We start from the raw sequence: 16,483 nt of genomic DNA on the forward strand, positions 1-16,483 counted from the left end.
CTTGGCCGCGGCATCCATGCCGCGGACACCCCCGCAACCGGACCCACCCCGCCTTCGACAGATCTCCGCAATCTGTCGGGATGGCATGACTTGCTCTTGGTGGGTGTCGACCTTGGTCGACACGTAGATCCACGCCATGCGTGGATGCTCTTTGATGAATTGTCGACTATTCGATTTCGATGGAGATTCATCCACGCATGGCGTGGATCTACCAGATTGCGGAAATCTGTCAGAGGTGGGGCGGTGTGGGCAGGCAGGACCGTTGGCGCCATGGATGGCGCCATCGAGCCTCCATGGATGGGTTTACGGCGTGTCCTGCCTGCCCATACCGTCCCGCCATCCCACTGACTGCCAGCTGTTGCTGTTGCTTCGGCCTCTGCGGGTGCCGGGCACCGCCCGGCCGAACCCCCGTTACCTCAACAGCTGCGCGGTCATGCCCAGCGGCCGTGCATGCTCATCCATGTGCAGGGTGATGGCCTTGGCACCGAACATCTGTTCGGCAAGCTGATCGCTGGCACCCAGCGAATGGGCGATCTCCGCACGACTTGCGTCCTCGTGCGGGCCGCGCCGTTCCTTGCCGGCGAAGCGGTAGCGGTTGTACTCGGCCCAGGCGATCAGCAGCAGCGCACAGCACGCCAGGATCACCGGCAGGGCGATGATCACGAACGGGTCCAGATGCTGCTTGCGCTCGTACAGCTGCAGCCACGCCAGCTGCCCACCGAGCAACCAGGACGCCAGCGTGACCAGCGGTGCCCACAGGTAGAAGTAGAACCCCCAGAATGCCAGGGTCACAAAGCCCCAGGCAGTGCGTTGCAGGCGGGGCTGCTTGCGCGGCTTCTGGATCAGGCGCGAGTCGAAGCGGTTGGACGGCGTCCTGGCAGTCGTCTGGCGATGTGCGTTCATCGGATACCTCTGTCTGGGCTGACCCAGGTGGCTCGCTTGCCACGCCGCCGGAGAAGGGTCTTCGGCAGCGCCACCAGCGTGGTGAACAGGCTGATCAACCAGTACGCCATCGGGTACCAGATGACCCAGAAATAGTTGCGGCCGATATGCGTTTCGTAACGCCTGTCGATGATCAGGCTGCTGGCGAACTGCAGCAGGCAGACCAGGGCCAGGATCACGCCATGCCATTGCGGCAGCAACGTGTCGATGTACAGCGACGGCGGCATCGGGATGAACTTGCCCACTGCCCACAGCAGGATGATCACCAGCATGGTGTAGGCCCACAGCACGCTGAGGATGTATTCCAGCAGCACGCCCCACATCCGCCGCTTGCGCCAGCTGAACAACGAGGAGCCGTGGCGCAGCAGGACTTCCACGCCGCCCTGTGCCCAGCGTAGTCGCTGCCGCCACAGGCCCTTCAGCGTTTCCGGCATCAGGATGAAGCACAGCGCATTGGGCTCGTAACGGATGTCCCAATGATCCAGCTGCAGCCGCCAGCTGATGTCGATGTCCTCGGTGACCATGTCATCGGCCCAGTAGCCGATGCGATGCAGGGCGGTGCGACGGAACGCGGCAATGACGCCGGATACGGTGAAGATGCGGCCGTACACGCGTTGGGCGCGCTTGATCATGCCGATGATCGAGGAGAACTCCGCCACCTGCAGGCGGCCGAGCAGGGTGGAGCGGTTGCGGATGCGCGGGTTGCCGGTCACCGCACCCACGCGTGGGCCGCTGGTCAGGTGCCAGACCATCCAGTGCATGGCGAACTCTTCCAGCATGGCATCACCATCGATGCACACCAGGTACTCCGATCTCGCGGCCAGCGCGCCCATGCGCAACGCGTTGGCCTTGCCCAGGTTGCGGTCCAGGTGGACCACGCGCAGGCGCGGATGAAGCGCTGCAAGCGCGTCCAGGCGGGTGCCGGTGTCGTCGGTGCTGCCATCGTTGATGGCGATCACCTCAAAGTCCGGATAGCGCTGGGCCAATGCCGCGCCGAGGGTGTCGTCCAGGTTCGCCGATTCGTTGTGGCACGGGATCAGCAGGCTGGCGAACGGATACTCCGCCATCGGTGGTGGGTCGTTGCGCGGCCGCGACTTCCGCTCACGGCGGAAGAAGTAGTACAGGCCCCCGGACATCCAGAAGAACGCCATCACCATGGGGTAGAAGAAGGCGAACTGGAACATGGCGTTGAGCCACGGATTCATGTCCACGTCACTTCTCCGGGTACGGGAAGTTGCGCGCGGACATCGCCGCGCGTGCATCCTGGGTCGACGGCTTGTCGGCGATGAAATCGTCCGGGTACCACGCGAAATGGCGCACGCCCTGTGCCTGCAGGCGGCGGATCTGCGCGCGCAGCTGTTCGCCGCTGATCGGCCGCTGCGTGCGCCAGTCCACGGTCTGCAGCTCGAACATCGTGTGCTTCAGCTCGGGGTCGTGCGCACGCACGGCCACCACCAGCTTGTCCAGCCAACGCTGCGGGCGGCGGCTGCCTTCCATCCATGGCATCGCCATCAGCGCGGTGCGGTCGTAGGCCTTGTTGAACAGGTCCAGGCGCTGGGCGAACCACGCCGCGCTCTGCGGCTCCAGCACCGGCTGCGCGTACAGGTTGCGCACGGTGCCCAGCTTGGGGCGCCAGCGTTGCGCGCTGTCACGCAGTTCCAGGGTGAAATCAATCAGCGCCTGGGTGCGGCCGCCGTCGCTGCCTTCCTGCGGCAGCTGGGCCAGTTCGGTATCGCGCACGTAGCCGTCATCGTGGAACAGCAGGCCTTCGAAATACGAATTGATCGCCAGGTCTTCGTAGATGTCCTTGATGATCTGCCGTGCCTGCGGCTTGGTGAAATCCAGGCGGTACATGCCATCGCGTTCCGGGCTCTGGATGCCCAGCGCCGCACGCTGCGCAGCGTCGGGCAGTTCATAGCCCAGCACCGGCAACCACGCATACACCTTCACCCCGGCACGGGTTTTCAGCTGCCAGGCGACGCGGTTGAACAGGTCCGCGCGCATCGGCAGGTGGCGGTTCGGGAAGTACAGGGCATCGGCGGTGTTGTTGCCGTCCGGATCGGCGAAGGCCTGCAGGTAGACATGGGTCGGGCCGATCCGCTTCACCCGCTCGATCAGCGCATCCAGGTTGCGCGCCTGCTGTGCAGGGTCGCTGTCGTAGACCGAGTCCATATCGATCTGCAGTGCACGGGTGCCGTCCAGATTGACGTTGCGGCGCAGCTCGAAGGCCAGCGAGGTGATGTTCGGATTGCTGGTCACCAGCAGGCGTGCCAGGCCATGCAGGTCGGCCGTCACCGGCGTGCTGCGACCTTCCAGGTCGAAGGACACCGGCATGCCCAGCTGCTCGGCGATGTCGTTGCTCAACTGGTTGTAGGCGGCATACGGCCAGACGATCGCTTTCGGGCGTACACCCAGCTCCTTCTCGATGCGCTGCACGCTGCGGCCGAGATCGTCGCGCAGGCGCTTCTCGTACTCCTGCGCGCTTTCATAGCGCTGCGCCTTGGGGTCGTAGATGCGGGTGATCACCGCCGGGGTCTGGTTGCCCTGCGGGTTGGACTGCACGCCGTGGTGCAGGTTGTCGGTATGGCTGGCCAGTTCGATCAGGCCGCTGGCCTGCATCTCGCGCAGCTGGTCCCAGGTCAGGAAGTCGTCATGGCCGAAGGGACGGTAGCCGTAGTCGATGGTGCGGCCCGGTGCCATGTCCACGTAGTCGGTGATCACCGCCACCAGCGCCGGATAGTTGTACGCGCGCAGCAGCGGATAGACGCGGCTGTACACGCTGCGCAGGCCGTCGTCGAAGGTCAGCAGCACCGGCCGCGGCGGCAGCGTTGCCTCACCGCGCGAGGCCTTGATCAGCTGTGACAGCGAGACCGGGTGATAGCCATGGGCGGACAGCCAGTCCAGGTGTGCGGCGAAGTTCTGCGTGCTGACCGCGTAGGCGTCGCCGTCGGATTTTTCCAGCACATCATCGCGCACGTCGTGGTAGCTGAGGACCAGCAGGCCGTTGTCGGCCGCGTCCAGTTCCGCGGCCGAGCTGGCGCGCTGGGCTGCGGCAGGCAGGGCGAGGGCCAGCAGCGCCAGCAGCAGTACGGTCGTCAGGTTGCGAAGCATCCGTTCCATCTCATTCTCCCCAGCGCAGCGCGGCATCGAAGCCGATATGTCGTTCACGTTGGCCGTCGTAGACCGGCCGCGACCAACTCACGCCGTACTCGAGGATCCGCCCTTGATCGAACTGCCATTCGTGGCGATAGGCCACGGTCGGAATGATTGAACTGCCAAAACCTTCCTGCCAGTAGTTGCCCACCGAGACCGTCAGGCGATGGCGGAAGTGGCGCTCGTAATGGCGCCACAGCTGTTGGTCGATGCGCAGGCCCACTTCCACCGAGCGATCCCGCGAGGGGTTGAAGTAGGGCGCATCGTCGCGGCTGCCACGGCTGGTGTAGACGCTGCCCAGGCCATCGATCAGCAGGCGCGGGCGGGTCAACAGCCGTTGTTCGATCGCACTGTTCAACGTATCGCGGCGGTTGCCATCGTCGTAACGGAACCGGCTGCCACCGAAGCTCCAGTGGGTGCGCTCGTTGCGCGTGTAGTCCACTGCAACCGCAACACTGTCAGCGGTGATGCCGGCCACGCGTGCCTGCATCGAGGCTTCCGGGTCATTGCGGGCAGCGGTTACGCCGGCATGCCAGCGATCATTGAACTGCCAGCCGAAGCCGCCGCGCAGGCCGGTGTCGCCGATGCTGTCGTTGGGGCGCATCACCGCCGCCTCGGCATCGAGGCGGTCGAAGCGGTAGCGCACGCCGGCACCGATCCACAGCGGATCGATGTCCTGGTCCTGGAAGCTGACCGAACGGCGGTCGGCGAAGGCAAACAGGCGCCAGCGGTCGTTGAGAACCGGCGAGGCCACTTCCACGCCGTAGTGCAGGTCGTCGTTGCCCAGCGGCGAGGTGCCGCCACCGCCGGAACTGCGGCCACCCTCGACCTTGGCCAGCAGCTGCCAGCCGCGATGGGCGCGCCAGTCACGGTCCATGCGTTGCACCGCCGGCTGGCTTGGATAGCGTGCCAGCAGGTCGTCATGCAGCGGCCGCGCCAGGTCGTCGCGTTGCAGCTGCACGTAGGATTCGTACATGCCCAGGCGCGGCGCGATGTCACGCGGGTCCAGGGTATAGGCCATCTGGTGGCGCTCAAGTGCCCGCCGTGGCCAACCGCGCATCTGGTAGACGCTGCCCAGTGAAGTCTGCAGGCTGCCATTGCCCGGGCCGACCTCGACCAGGGCTTCCAGTTCGCGCTGGGCCGTGGGCAGGTCGCCGCTGTAGGCCCGCACCATCCCCAGGTTCAGGTCGGCCTCGTAACGCGCCCAGTTCTGGAAGGGGGTCTTGCCGCCGCCCCAGCGCCAGGCCGGTTCGTCCTTCTGCCAGGCCTGCAGGTAGCCCACCGCCTTCTCCGCCTGCTCGGTTTCCAGATAGGCATAGGCCAGCTCCGAGCGTGTCTCGAAGCGTGAGGGATCGTTCTTTGCGGCGGCCTCCAGCAAGGGAATGGCCTCCTCCGGGTTCTGCGTGGCCATCAGCGAGTCGCCTACGGCTGGCAGCACGTAATCGGGCAGGGCATGGCCTTCGCGCTGCAGCGCCCGCGCCTCGTCGCGCACCTGCGCGTGGCGGGCCAGGCGGTTGAGCAGGATCAGCCGGTCCATGCGGATACGCAGCGGCGCCTGCGCCTGCGCGGTGCCATCGCGCTCGACGTACTGCTCCATTTCCGCCAGCGAAGCCTCGGCCTCGACCAGCCGGGTGTCTTCGCTTTCCCCGTAGGCCAGGCTCCAGTTGACCAGCTTGGCCACGTAGTTGGCCTCCAGCCGCGCTTTCTGGTCCTGGTCGAACAGGTTGGGCCGGGCCTGGTAAAGCCGCCAGGCGCGATGGGCGTTGCCGATGTCGCCCAGGGTCAGGACCTGCAGCTTGTACAGCAGGTCGTCGTTGGGCTCGCGCAGCTGCGCCCGCTCGATCGCTGCCAGCGCATCGACCCAGCGTGCCTGGTCACGGTAGTGCCCGATCTCGGCGAGCCGGTCGGCCCGCGTGATGACGGTGGGCGGCGAGGCCGCGTGGGCCCAGCACGCCAGAGTGGCGCAGGCCAGGCCGACGCACAGCGCCAGCGGACGATGAACAACCATGAGACCCCCTAAGCATCCATTGCTGAACGATGTGCTCAAAAGTGTGACGCACATCACATGCCAACTATAGCTGACGCTTTGCCGAAGCGCCTACTTCCTATCCGTACCTTGTTGACGGAGAGTCCTTGGATGACCGGCCAGCCCTGTCGCAACGCGTTGTCGCGCATACACTTTTCTGCTGTCCACTGTGGAACGGCGCGGGGCAGCCCGGGGCCGCCCTGTGGGGGCGTACCACGCTGGCAGGGCCGGTTCTGGACACGAAACGGGTCAGCTTTGGACACGCTACGTCACCCGCTGCGGTGGCGGTGTGTAGATCGCGGTAGTGGGGTGTGTGGGTCCAGCTTCACGGCGGCGGGCGTCAGCCCGCCGGTCCGGTCACCACAGGTCTTCCAGCTTGCGCGGCTTGCAGGCCACCCACGAGGCGCACAGCATCAGCAGCGCGCAGCCGAACAGGAAGGCGAAGGGCAGGGTCCAGCCCTCGCTGACGGTATGCAGCCAGCCGACCAGGAACGGGCCCAGGCAGCTGAAGCTGTAGCCCACGCCCTGCATGAAGCCGGACAGGGCCGCCGAACCGGTGGGGGTGCGCGTGCGCAGATTGATCAGGGTCAGCGCCAGCGGGAACGTGGACGGCCCGACGCCCAGCAGGCAGGCCCACAGCAACGGCGCCTTCATCGGGGCGAACAGCAGGCCGGCGAAGGCGATGACGAAGGCGGAGAAGCCGATCAGCACCAGCGGGAAGGGATTCTGCAGGCGCACCGCCAGCGATGGGATCACCAGCGATGGCAGCAGGCCCAGTGCCGAAAACACCGCAACCATCACCCCGCCGAAGGCGGGCGTGGCGCCGGCTTCGACCACGATGCGCGGCAGCCAGGTGAACATCGAATAGGTCATCAGCGAGGTCATGCCGAACATCAGCGTCATGCTCCAGCCCAACGAGGTACGCCAGACCTTGCCGTGCGGCTGCGCGGTGGGATCGCTGCTGTCCAGCACCGGCCTGGGCGCACTGCGTGCCAGCAGCATCCATGGCAGGGTCGCAGCCAGCGCCAGCAGCGCCCACATGCCCAGCGACACCCGCCAGCCTGCGGCGTTGGCCACCGGCACCGCCAACAGCGCCGGCATCATCGTGCCCAGCTGCAGCACGCTGATGTACAGCGTGCTCATGGTGCCGACCTTGTTGGCGAAGTAGCGCTTCACCAGCGGCGGCACCACCACGTTGCCGATGCCCATGCCCGCCAGTGCGATCACCGAGCCCAGCAGCAGGGTGCCGACATTGCCGGCGCTGGAGCGCAGCAGCAGGCCGGCGGCAGCCATCAGCATCGCCAGCAGGGTGGTGCGCTCAAGGCCCAGGCGTCGTGCCAGCGCCGGGGTGGCGACGCCGAACAGTGCGAACGACGCGGTCGGCAGCATGCCCAGCACGCCGGTCATGGTGGTGCCGAAGCCGAACTGCTGGCCCAGCACGTCCAGCAACGGGGTGATGGAGGTGACGGCGGTACGCAGGTTGACCGCCGCCAGCAGGATCGCGGCGAACGCCAGCACGCGCCCGTGCAGCAGTGATGGCGAAGGGGAGGTGGGCGAGGTCATGCGGTGTTCCTTGCAGGTGGCGCACGCCATGCAGAATGACGTGCAGCGCCCGCACCGGGCGCGGCCGGTGTGGCAGGTGGGGAGTGGCGGCCATTGTACGTGGCCGGGCCGGGTCAGGCTCCCGGCGGCATGTGCTGATGACGGCGTAGCCGGGTGTCCCGGATTGCAGGTACAAAAAAACCCGGAGGACACTGATGTCTTCCAGGCTTCTTGGTGACCACCGGAGTGGTCGGGGAGACAGGATTCGAACCTGCGACCTCTACGTCCCGAACGTAGCGCTCTACCAGACTGAGCTACACCCCGAAGGGAGCCGCCTATTCTAGCCATTTCCCCCGATGGCGGCAAGGGGGAAGACCGTTCTGCTTCGCTGCCGTGGCAGCGACTCCTGCGGGAACAAAAAAGCCTGGAAGACTTCACCAGGCTTCAATGCGACCACCGAAGTGGTCGGGGAGACAGGATTCGAACCTGCGACCTCTACGTCCCGAACGTAGCGCTCTACCAGACTGAGCTACACCCCGAAGGAGCCGCCAAGAATACGGTGTGAAGGCCGTATCGGCAACCCTTTTTTACAGTTTCAACGCACTTCCTTGTCGGCGCGGGCGCTTTCGCGCGCTTCGAACCACATCCCGTTGAGGATGGCCACGACCGAAGCCAGGCCGGCGCCGAGAATCCAAGCGAAATACCACATGGTCAATCTCCTGTGTGCGAGGGGTGTGCCGACCCTGGGCCGGCACACGGGCAATCAGTACGCGTTGGGGTTGTCGTCCATGTCCTCGACCGTCGTCTTGCCCTTCAGCACGCGGTACACCCAGGTGGTGTAGGCGAGGATGATCGGCAGGAAGATGGCCGTGGCCAGCAGCATGACCCACAGCGTGAGGTGGCTGGACGAACTGTCCCAGACGGTCAGGCTGGAGGTGGGCTGGCTGGAGGACGGCAGCAGGAACGGGAAGATCGCAAAGCCGACGGTGAGGATGATGCCGGCAATGGACGCGCCCGAGGCGATGAAGGCCAGGCCGCCACGACGCGCGCGCAGCAGCACCGCGCTGGCAAGCGCACCCAGCAGGCCCAGCACCGGGAATACCAGCGTTGCCGGCATGCTGCTGTAGTTGCGCAGCCAGCCACCTGCGGCGGACCCCAGTTCGGCGGTCTTCAGCAGCGGATTGGTCGGCCCGTCGGTCACCACCTGCGAAGTGATCTGGTAGCCCGGCAGGCCGAAGGCCACCCAGGCGCCGGCAGCGGCGAACAGCACGAAGCTGATGATGGCGGCGATGCTGCCATAGCGCGCTGCACGTTCGGCCACCGGGCCGTCGGTCTTCAGCACCAGCATGGCCGCACCGTGCGACACCAGCATGGCCACGCTGATCAGGCCGGCGATGAGCGCGAACGGCGTGAGCAGGCCGAAGAACGAACCGGTGTAGGTCACGCGCAGGGTGTCATCGAAGTGGAACGGCACACCCAGCAGTACGTTGCCCACCGCGACGCCGGCAATCAGGCCCGGCAGCAGGCCACCGACGAACAGCACGCGGTCCCAGTTGTCGCGCCAGCGCTTGGACGGCAGCTTGCTGCGGTACTTGAAGCCGACCGGGCGCAGGATCAACCCGAACAGCATCGCAAACACCGCCAGGTAGAAGCCGGAGAAGCTGACCGCGTACAGCGGCGGCCATGCGGCGAAGATCGCGCCGCCACCCAGCACCAACCAGACCTGGTTGCCTTCCCAGACCGGGCCGACGGTGTTGATCACCAGCCGGCGTTCTTCATCGGTCTTTGCCACGAACGGCAGCAGCGTGCCGACGCCGAGGTCGAAACCATCCATGACGGCCCAGCCGACCAGCAGGATGCCGAGCAGCAGCCACCAGATCACGCGGAGCGTGGTGTAATCAAGTGCAATGAATTCCATCTGGATTCTCCTGCCTCAGGCCTGGCCGGGGGCAACGGCATTGGGGGAAACAGGGCGGATGTCGGCCTGCAGCGTCGGCAGGATGTCGTCCGGGCCCTTGCGGACCGCCTTCAGCATCAGCTTGATTTCGATGATCAGCAGCACCGTGTACAGGCTGGTGAACACCGCCAGCGTGGTCAGGATTTCATGCAGTGCCAGGCCCGATGCCGCGTAGAACGTGGGTAGCACGCCATCCACCGCCCACGGCTGGCGGCCGTACTCGGCCACGAACCAACCGCATTCGATCGCGATCCACGGCGCCGGCAGGCTCCACACGGCCAGCTTCAGGAACCAGCGCTTGTCCTGGAAGTTGTTGCGGCACGAGAAGTAGAAGGCCAGCGCGAAGAAGGCGATCAGGTAGAAGCCCAACCCGGCCATGATGCGGAAGGTCCAGAACAGCGGCGCCACGCGCGGCACGGTATCCATCGCCGCCTTGGAGATTTCCTCCGGCGTCGCGTTGAGGATGTCCTCGCGGTAACGCTTCAGCAGCAGGCCATGGCCGAGGTCCTGCCAATGGCGATCGAACATTTCACGCGCTGCAAGATCGGTCTTGTCCTTCTTCACCCGTTCCAGTGCGCCATAGGCGATCTGGCCACCGCGGATGCGGTGCTCCGCACGCTCCACCAGCTCCAGGATGCCCGGAATCGGCTGGTCCAGCGAACGGGTGGCGATCAGGCCCATCAGGTACGGGATCTTGATCGCGTAGTCGTTGGTGTGGGTGTCCTGGTTGGGAATGCCGAAGGCGGTGAAGTCAGCCGGCGCACGCTCGGTCTCCCACATCGCTTCGATCGCCGCCAGCTTCATCTTCTGGTGCTCGCTGGCGGCATAACCGCTCTCGTCACCCAGCACCACCACCGACAGCGAGGACAGGAGGCCGAAGGCTGCGGCGACCGCGAACGAACGGCGGGCCATGTCCCTGTGCTTGTTGCGCAGCAGGTACAGGGCGCTGATCGACATCACGAAGATCGCACCGGTCACGTAACCGGCACTGACGGTGTGCACGAACTTGGCCTGCGCCACCGGGTTCAGCAGCACCGCGGCGAAGTCGACCACTTCCATGCGCATGGTTTCCGGGTTGAACACCGCACCGGTCGGGTTCTGCATCCAGCCGTTGGCGATCAGGATCCACACCGCCGACAGGTTGGTGCCCAGCGCCATCAGCCAGGTCACGGTGAGGTGCTTGACCGGGCTCAGGCGCTTCCAGCCGAAGAAGAACAGGCCGATGAAGGTCGCTTCCAGGAAGAACGCCATCAGGCCTTCGATGGCCAGCGGCGCACCGAAGATGTCACCCACGTAATGGCTGTAGTACGACCAGTTCATGCCGAACTGGAACTCCATCACCAGGCCGGTGGCCACGCCGATGGCGAAGTTGATGCCGAACAGGGTGCCCCAGAACAGGGTCATCTGCCGCCAGACCTGCTTGCGGGTCATGACGTACACGCTTTCCATGATGGCCACCATGAAGGACAGGCCAAGCGTGAGCGGTACGAATAGGAAGTGGTACATCGCGGTCAGAGCGAATTGCAGCCGCGACAGTTCTACGACTGTCTGATCAATCATGGCCTGGCTACCTCGTTGGATAGTGCCGTTGCAGGTGGCGGGAAGGGTGGTCTACGGGGTGAATGATGTGACCGACTACTTCAAACAGCCTTGATCCAGATCAATGTATGAACAGGTATTCAGGAGGATCGTATGCCAACCCGATGAAGACTGCGACCGCCGGCCGCAGGGGAAGGCTGTTGCCTGCGCCTACAATGCCGTCCATCCCCCTGCTGCCTGTGAAGAGCCTTGAGCGCTGCCGAACCGACCGCTGACGCCCCTGATCGGGATGAAGAATCGACCCGCCTGCGGCGTGCGCGTACCGCCTGGCTGGCCGATCTGGCCCGTGCCGCGAAGGGGCGGCAGCGGCTGGCGTCGCTGTGCATCAGCGTGTCCGGTGCGCTGTTGATCGCTCAAGCTGCCGCCATCGCCTGGCTGGTGCAGCAGGTGCTGGTCGAGCAAGTGCCGCTGGCCCAGGGCCTGCCGGTGCTGGCCGCGTTGGCGGTGATCCTTGTCGTGCGCACCCTGCTGGGCAGTGCCACCCAGGCTGCGGCCGGTGACGTTGCCGATGCCGCACGCCTGTCCCTGCGCGAGCGTGTCTTCGCGCGTCTGCTCGGGCACGGCCCATTGTGGCTGCGGCAGCGCCGTACCGGTGAACTGGGCGAGTTGATGCTGCATCACGGCGATGCGATCGAGAACTACTACAGTGGTTTCCTGCCGGTGCGCACCGAAGTGGTGGTGGTGCCGTTGTTGATCCTGGCTGCTGTGGCCTGGGTCGATTGGGTGGTTGCACTGATCCTGCTGTTCACTGCACCGCTGGTGCCTTTTTTCATGATGCTGGTGGGCTGGGGCGCCGAAGCCGCCGGGCGCGCGCAGCTGGGCGAGCTGGCGCGGATGAGCGGGCACTTCGCCGATCGCATCAAGGGCCTGGGCCTGCTGCGCCTGTATGGCCGTGGGGAAGCCGAACTGGCCGGCATCGAGGCCGCGGCCGAAGGTGTGCGCGTGCGCACGATGAAGGTGCTGCGCATCGCCTTCCTGTCGTCCACCGTGCTGGAATTCTTTGCCTCGGTCAGCGTGGCGATGGTCGCGTTGTATCTGGGCCTGAGCTATCTGGGCCTGATGTCGCTGCATGCGACCGTGCCGACGCTGGGGGCGGGCCTGTTCTGCCTGCTGCTGGCACCGGAGTTCTACGCGCCGTTGCGGCGCCTGGCCGCGCACTATCACGACCGTGCCAATGCACTGGCCGCCGCCGCCGAGGTGGAGCGCCTGCTGCAGGCGCTGCCGGAAGAGGAGGCCAGCACAATCGACGGCACTGTGCCGCTGACGCCGGAGCCTGCCGAGGCCGCGTTGCCGCCACTGCAGGCGCACGGTCTGGTATTGCGTCCGTTGGGCGCTGCGCACGATGTGCTGCAGAACCTGGACCTGCAGCTGGAACCGGGCCAGCGTCTGGCCCTGGTCGGCCCCAGTGGCAGCGGCAAGAGCACGTTGCTGGAAGCGCTGGCCGGTTGGCTGCCGCCGCGTGCTGGCCGGGTGCAGCTGCGGCCGGGGCTGCAGGTGGCCTATGCCAGCCAGCGTCCCTATCTGTTCCACGGCACCATCGCCGAGAACCTGCGCCTGGCCGATCCCGGTGCCAGCGACGCGCGCCTGCGCGCCGTTGCCGAAGCCGCCCAGGTGCTGCAGTTCGCACAGCGCCTGCCGCAGGGGCTGGATACGCTGATCGGCGAGCGCGGCTTTGGCCTGTCCGGTGGCGAAGCACGCCGCATCGGCCTGGCGCGCCTGCTGCTGCGCGATCCGCAGGTGCTGCTGCTGGACGAGCCGACCGCGTTTCTCGATGCCGAAACCGAAGCAGCGCTGCTGCGCAGCCTGGCCGCCTATGCGCGCGGACGCAGCGTGGTGGTGGCCACCCACAGCCCGGCGGTGATCGCCTGGGCCGACCGCTGCCTGCTGTTGCCCGAAGGGCGCCTGGTTGAGCCGGCGCAGGCGGTACGCGCATGAGCCGGTCTTCCGATTCACTGCGCATGGTGTTCCTGCGGCATCGCCCGCGCCTGCTGCTGGCGGTGCTGCTGCTGTGGACCACGATGCTGGCCGGCACCGCCCTGCTGGGCCTGTCCGGTGGCTTCCTCACTGCTGCAGCGCTGGCCGGTGCAGCGGGCCTTGGCCAGGGCTTCAATTTCTTCACTCCGTCGGCCGGCATCCGCGGCCTGACCATGGCGCGCATCGCATCGCGCTACTTCGAAAAGCTGGTGGGGCATGACGCCACCCTGCGCATCGCCCGCGACCTGCGCGTATGGTTCTTCCGCCGCGCGCTGCCACTGGCCCCGGCACGGCTGGGTGCAACCCGCACCGGCGATCTGCTGGCGCGGCTGCTGGGTGACATCGGCGAAATCGATGGCCTGCTGGTGCGTGCCATCGGCCCGTTGCTGGCGCTGTGCGCGTTGACGTTGGTGGGCGTGGGCTCGGCAGCGTTGATCCTGCCATCGGCAGCGGTGCTGCTGGCGGTACTGGCGTTGCTGATCGGCATCGGCGTGCCGTGGCTGGGCGTGAGGGGCCATGACAGCGAAGAGGCCGACCGAGCCGCACATCGCGCAGCGTTGCGCACGGCGGCATTCGAGGGGCTGGAAGGGGCGGCTGATCTGGCCGCGCTCAACGCTGGCAATGCCTGGCAGTTAAAGGTGCGGGTGGCGGCCAAGCAGGTGGCCTCGCGCGATCGTCGTCGACGCCTGCGGCTGATCGCTGCATCAACGCTGCATGGTGTGCTGGCCGGGCTCGGCCTGGTGGCGATGCTGGCACTGGCGCTGCATGCGGCCGAACAACAGCGCATCGCGCCGGAAATGGCCGCCGGGCTGGTGTTCCTGACCGTGGCGATGATCGAACTGTGGGCGGGCATGGGCCTGGCCTGGCAGTCGCTGCAATCGGGCCGCATTGCGGCCGCGCGCCTGCAGGGCATCGTCGAGCAGGCACCTTCGGTGCAGGAGCCGGTGTCGCCGCAGCCGCTGGCGCCGGCGGCGACCGTGCATTGGGACGATGTGCACTTCCAGTGGCCGGGCGTCGCACGGCCGGTGCTGCGTGGCCTGCAGCTGACGCTGGCACCGGGCGAGCGCATCGCCATCCGTGGCGACAGCGGCAGCGGCAAGACCACCTTGTCGAGCCTGCTGCTGCGTCTGTGGGATCCGCAGCAAGGGCGGCTGACCTACGGTGGCCAGGACCTGCGCGATGTCGCCCAGGCCGACTGGCACCGGCACCTGGCGTGGCTGCCGCAGAACGCGCCGGTGTTTGCCGGCAGCGTGGCCGCGAACCTGCGGCTGGGCGATCCCGAGGCCAGCGACGAAGCGTTGTGGGCGGTGCTGCAACGGGTACGGCTGGGTGAATGGGCCGAGCGCAACGGCGGCCTGCAGGCGTGGGTGGGCGAGAACGGCGCAACGATGTCGGCCGGCCAGGCACGTCGCCTGGCGCTGGCCCGCGCGCTGCTGCGCAATGCGCCGATCCTGCTGGTGGATGAGCCCACCGAAGGCCTGGACGTGGATACCGCGCGCGCGCTGCTGCAGGACCTGCCAGCACTGCTGGAAGGGCGCAGCCTGCTGATGATCACCCACGATGACCTGCCCGCGGGTGTGGTGGATGTGCAGTACCGGTTGGTGGACGGGGTGCTGGTCCGCGAACCGCTTCGGTAGATGCCGACCTTGGTCGGCATCTACACGCGTGGCGTGGATCTACAGGGCAGCTACCGCGAAAACGCGCGCAGCATCACCGCGATCGAGGCCACGTTGGCCAGCACGCATAACCAGAACACCCACTGGAACGGCGCCTTGCGATGTTTATGGCGGAACAGCGCCTGGCCGAGCAGCGCGCCGGGCCAGCCGCCGGCAAAGGCCAGCAGCTGCAGCGTGCGTTCGGGCGTCCTCTGCTGTTTTCGCTGCGCGGCGCGCTTGTCGTGCCCATACAGGCCGAACGACACCGCACTGGCCAGCACGCACCATGCGCCCAGCCAGAGCGGAAACACGCCGGTTGCGGTCAAGCCGATCAACGAACCGAGCGCGGCCAGTGCGAGGTTGCGCCGCCACGCCACTACAGTTCGTCGAGGAAGCCGCGCACGGCCGGGCCGAAACGTTCGAAGTCGACCAGGAACGCGTCATGACCCTGGGGCGATTCCAGGCCGATGAAACGCGCGTCCGCGCCACCAGCGCGCAGGCCATCGGCGACCTGTTGCTGCTGCTGTACAGGGAACAGGATGTCGGTGTTGGCGCCGATCGCCAGTGCCTTGCCGACGCGGATGCTGGCCAGTCCGGCCAGCACATCACCATCGCCATACTCGGCCAGATCGAACCAGTCCATCGAGCGGCTCAGGTACAGATAGCAGTTCGGATCGAAGAAGCGCACGAACCGGCGTGCATGGCCTTCCAGATAGCTCTCGACCTGGAATTCCAGGCCGAATGGATCATCGTCGGTCTGGTCTGAATCCAGCCGCACGCGACCGAAGCGGCCATCCCATTCCAGCGCCGAGCGGTAGGTGATCACGCCCAGCTTGCGTGCCATGCGCATGCCCGATTCCGGGTATGCCTCATTGTCGTAGTGGCCACCGTTCCAGCGCGGGTCCAGGCGGATCGCTTCGCGCTGCAGCGAACGGATGGCGATCGAGAACGGCAGGGCCTGCGCGCTGCCGGAAATGTTGATATGGCTGCGGGCGATGCCCGGGTGCAGCAGCAACACCGCCAGCGCCGTCATCCCGCCCATTGAATTGCCGATCACGCAGGCGAGCTGCTCGATGCCCAGTGCGCGCACCACGTCGATTGCTGCGCGTGCGCCGTCTTCGATCGACAGTTCCGGAAAATCCAGGCGATACAGGTCGCCGGTGGCCGGATTGATCGAGGCCGGGCCGGTGGACCCCTTGCAGCTGCCCAGCGAATTCACGCAGACCACGAACCAGCGGTCGCTATTGATCGGCTTGCCGGGGCCGAGCATGGCCTCCCACCAGCCTGGCGCAGGGTTGGCTTCGTTGGCCGCGGCATGCGCATCCGGCGACAGGCCGGTGACGATCAGGATCGCGTTGCTGGCGTCTGCGTCCAGCGCACCCCAGGTCTCATACGCCACACGGGCGCCATGCAGCGCGCCGCCGCGTTTGCATGGGAACGGCGAGGGCAGGGCATGGAAGCGGGTGCCAGGCGGAATGAATTCGGTCATGTGGGCATTCTAGCGGGGCGGCGTGTGCAGCTGACGACACGCTGGTTTCCGTCAACGGGCTGAGCGTGAATCCGCCGGGCATGGCCCGGCGCTACCGGTGGTGCGCGTGGGTAGCGCCGGGCCATGCCCGGCGAGCGCAGCGGTGC

Annotated in this window: 12 protein-coding genes and 2 tRNA genes; 2 read left to right on the forward strand and 12 right to left on the reverse strand. The window is 66.5% G+C overall.

What is annotated here, in order from left to right; all coding sequences use genetic code 11:
• Positions 1-411: 411 nt before the first annotated feature.
• From pgaD to M2299_RS17165, 10 genes are all read right to left on the reverse strand, one after another.
• A complete protein-coding gene (pgaD, locus tag M2299_RS17120) occupies positions 412-903 on the reverse strand; it encodes a poly-beta-1,6-N-acetyl-D-glucosamine biosynthesis protein PgaD (protein ID WP_280884730.1) in 492 nt (163 codons plus the stop codon).
• Entirely contained in the window at positions 900-2,153 is a 1,254-nt protein-coding gene (gene pgaC / locus M2299_RS17125) for a poly-beta-1,6-N-acetyl-D-glucosamine synthase (RefSeq protein ID WP_025876444.1), read from the reverse strand. The genes pgaD and pgaC overlap by 4 nt, the downstream gene beginning before the upstream one ends.
• 1 nt (position 2,154) lies before the next feature.
• On the reverse strand, positions 2,155-4,062 hold the full coding sequence (gene pgaB / locus M2299_RS17130; RefSeq protein WP_025876446.1) for a poly-beta-1,6-N-acetyl-D-glucosamine N-deacetylase PgaB: 1,908 nt from the start codon (positions 4,060-4,062) through the stop codon (positions 2,155-2,157).
• 1 nt (position 4,063) lies between these two features.
• Positions 4,064-6,103: a poly-beta-1,6 N-acetyl-D-glucosamine export porin PgaA gene (pgaA, locus tag M2299_RS17135; RefSeq protein WP_099843084.1), complete on the reverse strand. Its 2,040-nt coding sequence runs from the start codon at positions 6,101-6,103 to the stop codon at positions 4,064-4,066.
• A gap of 375 nt (positions 6,104-6,478) precedes the next feature.
• Complete coding sequence (locus M2299_RS17140; RefSeq protein WP_032978749.1) at positions 6,479-7,684, reverse strand: MFS transporter; 1,206 nt, start codon at positions 7,682-7,684, stop codon at positions 6,479-6,481.
• Between the two features lie 226 nt (positions 7,685-7,910).
• Positions 7,911-7,987: transfer RNA gene (locus M2299_RS17145), tRNA-Pro, on the reverse strand.
• 138 nt (positions 7,988-8,125) lie between these two features.
• A tRNA-Pro gene (locus M2299_RS17150) sits at positions 8,126-8,202 on the reverse strand.
• A 56-nt stretch (positions 8,203-8,258) separates the two neighbouring features.
• Positions 8,259-8,372 (reverse strand): cytochrome bd-I oxidase subunit CydX, encoded by a 114-nt coding sequence (gene cydX, locus M2299_RS17155; RefSeq protein WP_025876452.1) that lies wholly within the window; start codon positions 8,370-8,372, stop codon positions 8,259-8,261.
• A 54-nt stretch (positions 8,373-8,426) separates the two neighbouring features.
• Positions 8,427-9,581 (reverse strand): cytochrome d ubiquinol oxidase subunit II, encoded by a 1,155-nt coding sequence (cydB, locus tag M2299_RS17160; protein ID WP_025876453.1) that lies wholly within the window; start codon positions 9,579-9,581, stop codon positions 8,427-8,429.
• Positions 9,582-9,596: 15 nt separating this feature from the next.
• Entirely contained in the window at positions 9,597-11,180 is a 1,584-nt protein-coding gene (locus tag M2299_RS17165; RefSeq protein ID WP_032978752.1) for a cytochrome ubiquinol oxidase subunit I, read from the reverse strand.
• Positions 11,181-11,408: 228 nt separating this feature from the next.
• On the opposite strand from M2299_RS17165, the gene cydD reads away from it, so the two are divergent.
• On the forward strand, positions 11,409-13,154 hold the full coding sequence (cydD, locus tag M2299_RS17170; RefSeq protein WP_263929108.1) for a thiol reductant ABC exporter subunit CydD: 1,746 nt from the start codon (positions 11,409-11,411) through the stop codon (positions 13,152-13,154).
• Positions 13,151-14,830 carry a thiol reductant ABC exporter subunit CydC gene (gene cydC, locus M2299_RS17175; RefSeq protein ID WP_280884731.1) on the forward strand — a complete coding sequence of 560 codons (1,680 nt, stop codon included), beginning with the start codon at positions 13,151-13,153 and terminating at the stop codon, positions 14,828-14,830. Before cydD ends, cydC begins: the two co-directional genes overlap by 4 nt.
• Positions 14,831-14,880: 50 nt before the next feature.
• Here cydC and M2299_RS17180 read toward each other — a convergent pair whose 3' ends face one another.
• Positions 14,881-15,225: a DUF1294 domain-containing protein gene (locus M2299_RS17180; protein WP_280884732.1), complete on the reverse strand. Its 345-nt coding sequence runs from the start codon at positions 15,223-15,225 to the stop codon at positions 14,881-14,883.
• Entirely contained in the window at positions 15,225-16,337 is a 1,113-nt protein-coding gene (locus M2299_RS17185; protein ID WP_280884733.1) for a homoserine O-acetyltransferase, read from the reverse strand. Before M2299_RS17185 ends, M2299_RS17180 begins: the two co-directional genes overlap by 1 nt.
• Between the last annotated feature and the right edge of the window lie 146 nt (positions 16,338-16,483).

Source organism: Stenotrophomonas sp. 1278, assembly GCF_029892765.1.
GTDB classification, from domain to species: Bacteria; Pseudomonadota; Gammaproteobacteria; order Xanthomonadales; family Xanthomonadaceae; genus Stenotrophomonas; species Stenotrophomonas indicatrix.

Excerpts from the sequence above, each read along its gene's own strand:
- cydX (WP_025876452.1), bottom strand. The coding sequence starts at position 8,372 with ATGTGGTATTTCGCTTGGATTCTCGGCGCCGGCCTGGCTTCGGTCGTG.
- pgaA (WP_099843084.1), bottom strand. The coding sequence starts at position 6,103 with ATGGTTGTTCATCGTCCGCTGGCGCTGTGCGTCGGCCTGGCCTGCGCC.
- M2299_RS17185 (WP_280884733.1), bottom strand. The coding sequence starts at position 16,337 with ATGACCGAATTCATTCCGCCTGGCACCCGCTTCCATGCCCTGCCCTCG.
- M2299_RS17140 (WP_032978749.1), bottom strand. The coding sequence starts at position 7,684 with ATGACCTCGCCCACCTCCCCTTCGCCATCACTGCTGCACGGGCGCGTG.
- M2299_RS17165 (WP_032978752.1), bottom strand. The coding sequence starts at position 11,180 with ATGATTGATCAGACAGTCGTAGAACTGTCGCGGCTGCAATTCGCTCTG.
- pgaD (WP_280884730.1), bottom strand. The coding sequence starts at position 903 with ATGAACGCACATCGCCAGACGACTGCCAGGACGCCGTCCAACCGCTTC.
- cydB (WP_025876453.1), bottom strand. The coding sequence starts at position 9,581 with ATGGAATTCATTGCACTTGATTACACCACGCTCCGCGTGATCTGGTGG.
- pgaB (WP_025876446.1), bottom strand. The coding sequence starts at position 4,062 with ATGGAACGGATGCTTCGCAACCTGACGACCGTACTGCTGCTGGCGCTG.
- cydC (WP_280884731.1), top strand. The coding sequence starts at position 13,151 with ATGAGCCGGTCTTCCGATTCACTGCGCATGGTGTTCCTGCGGCATCGC.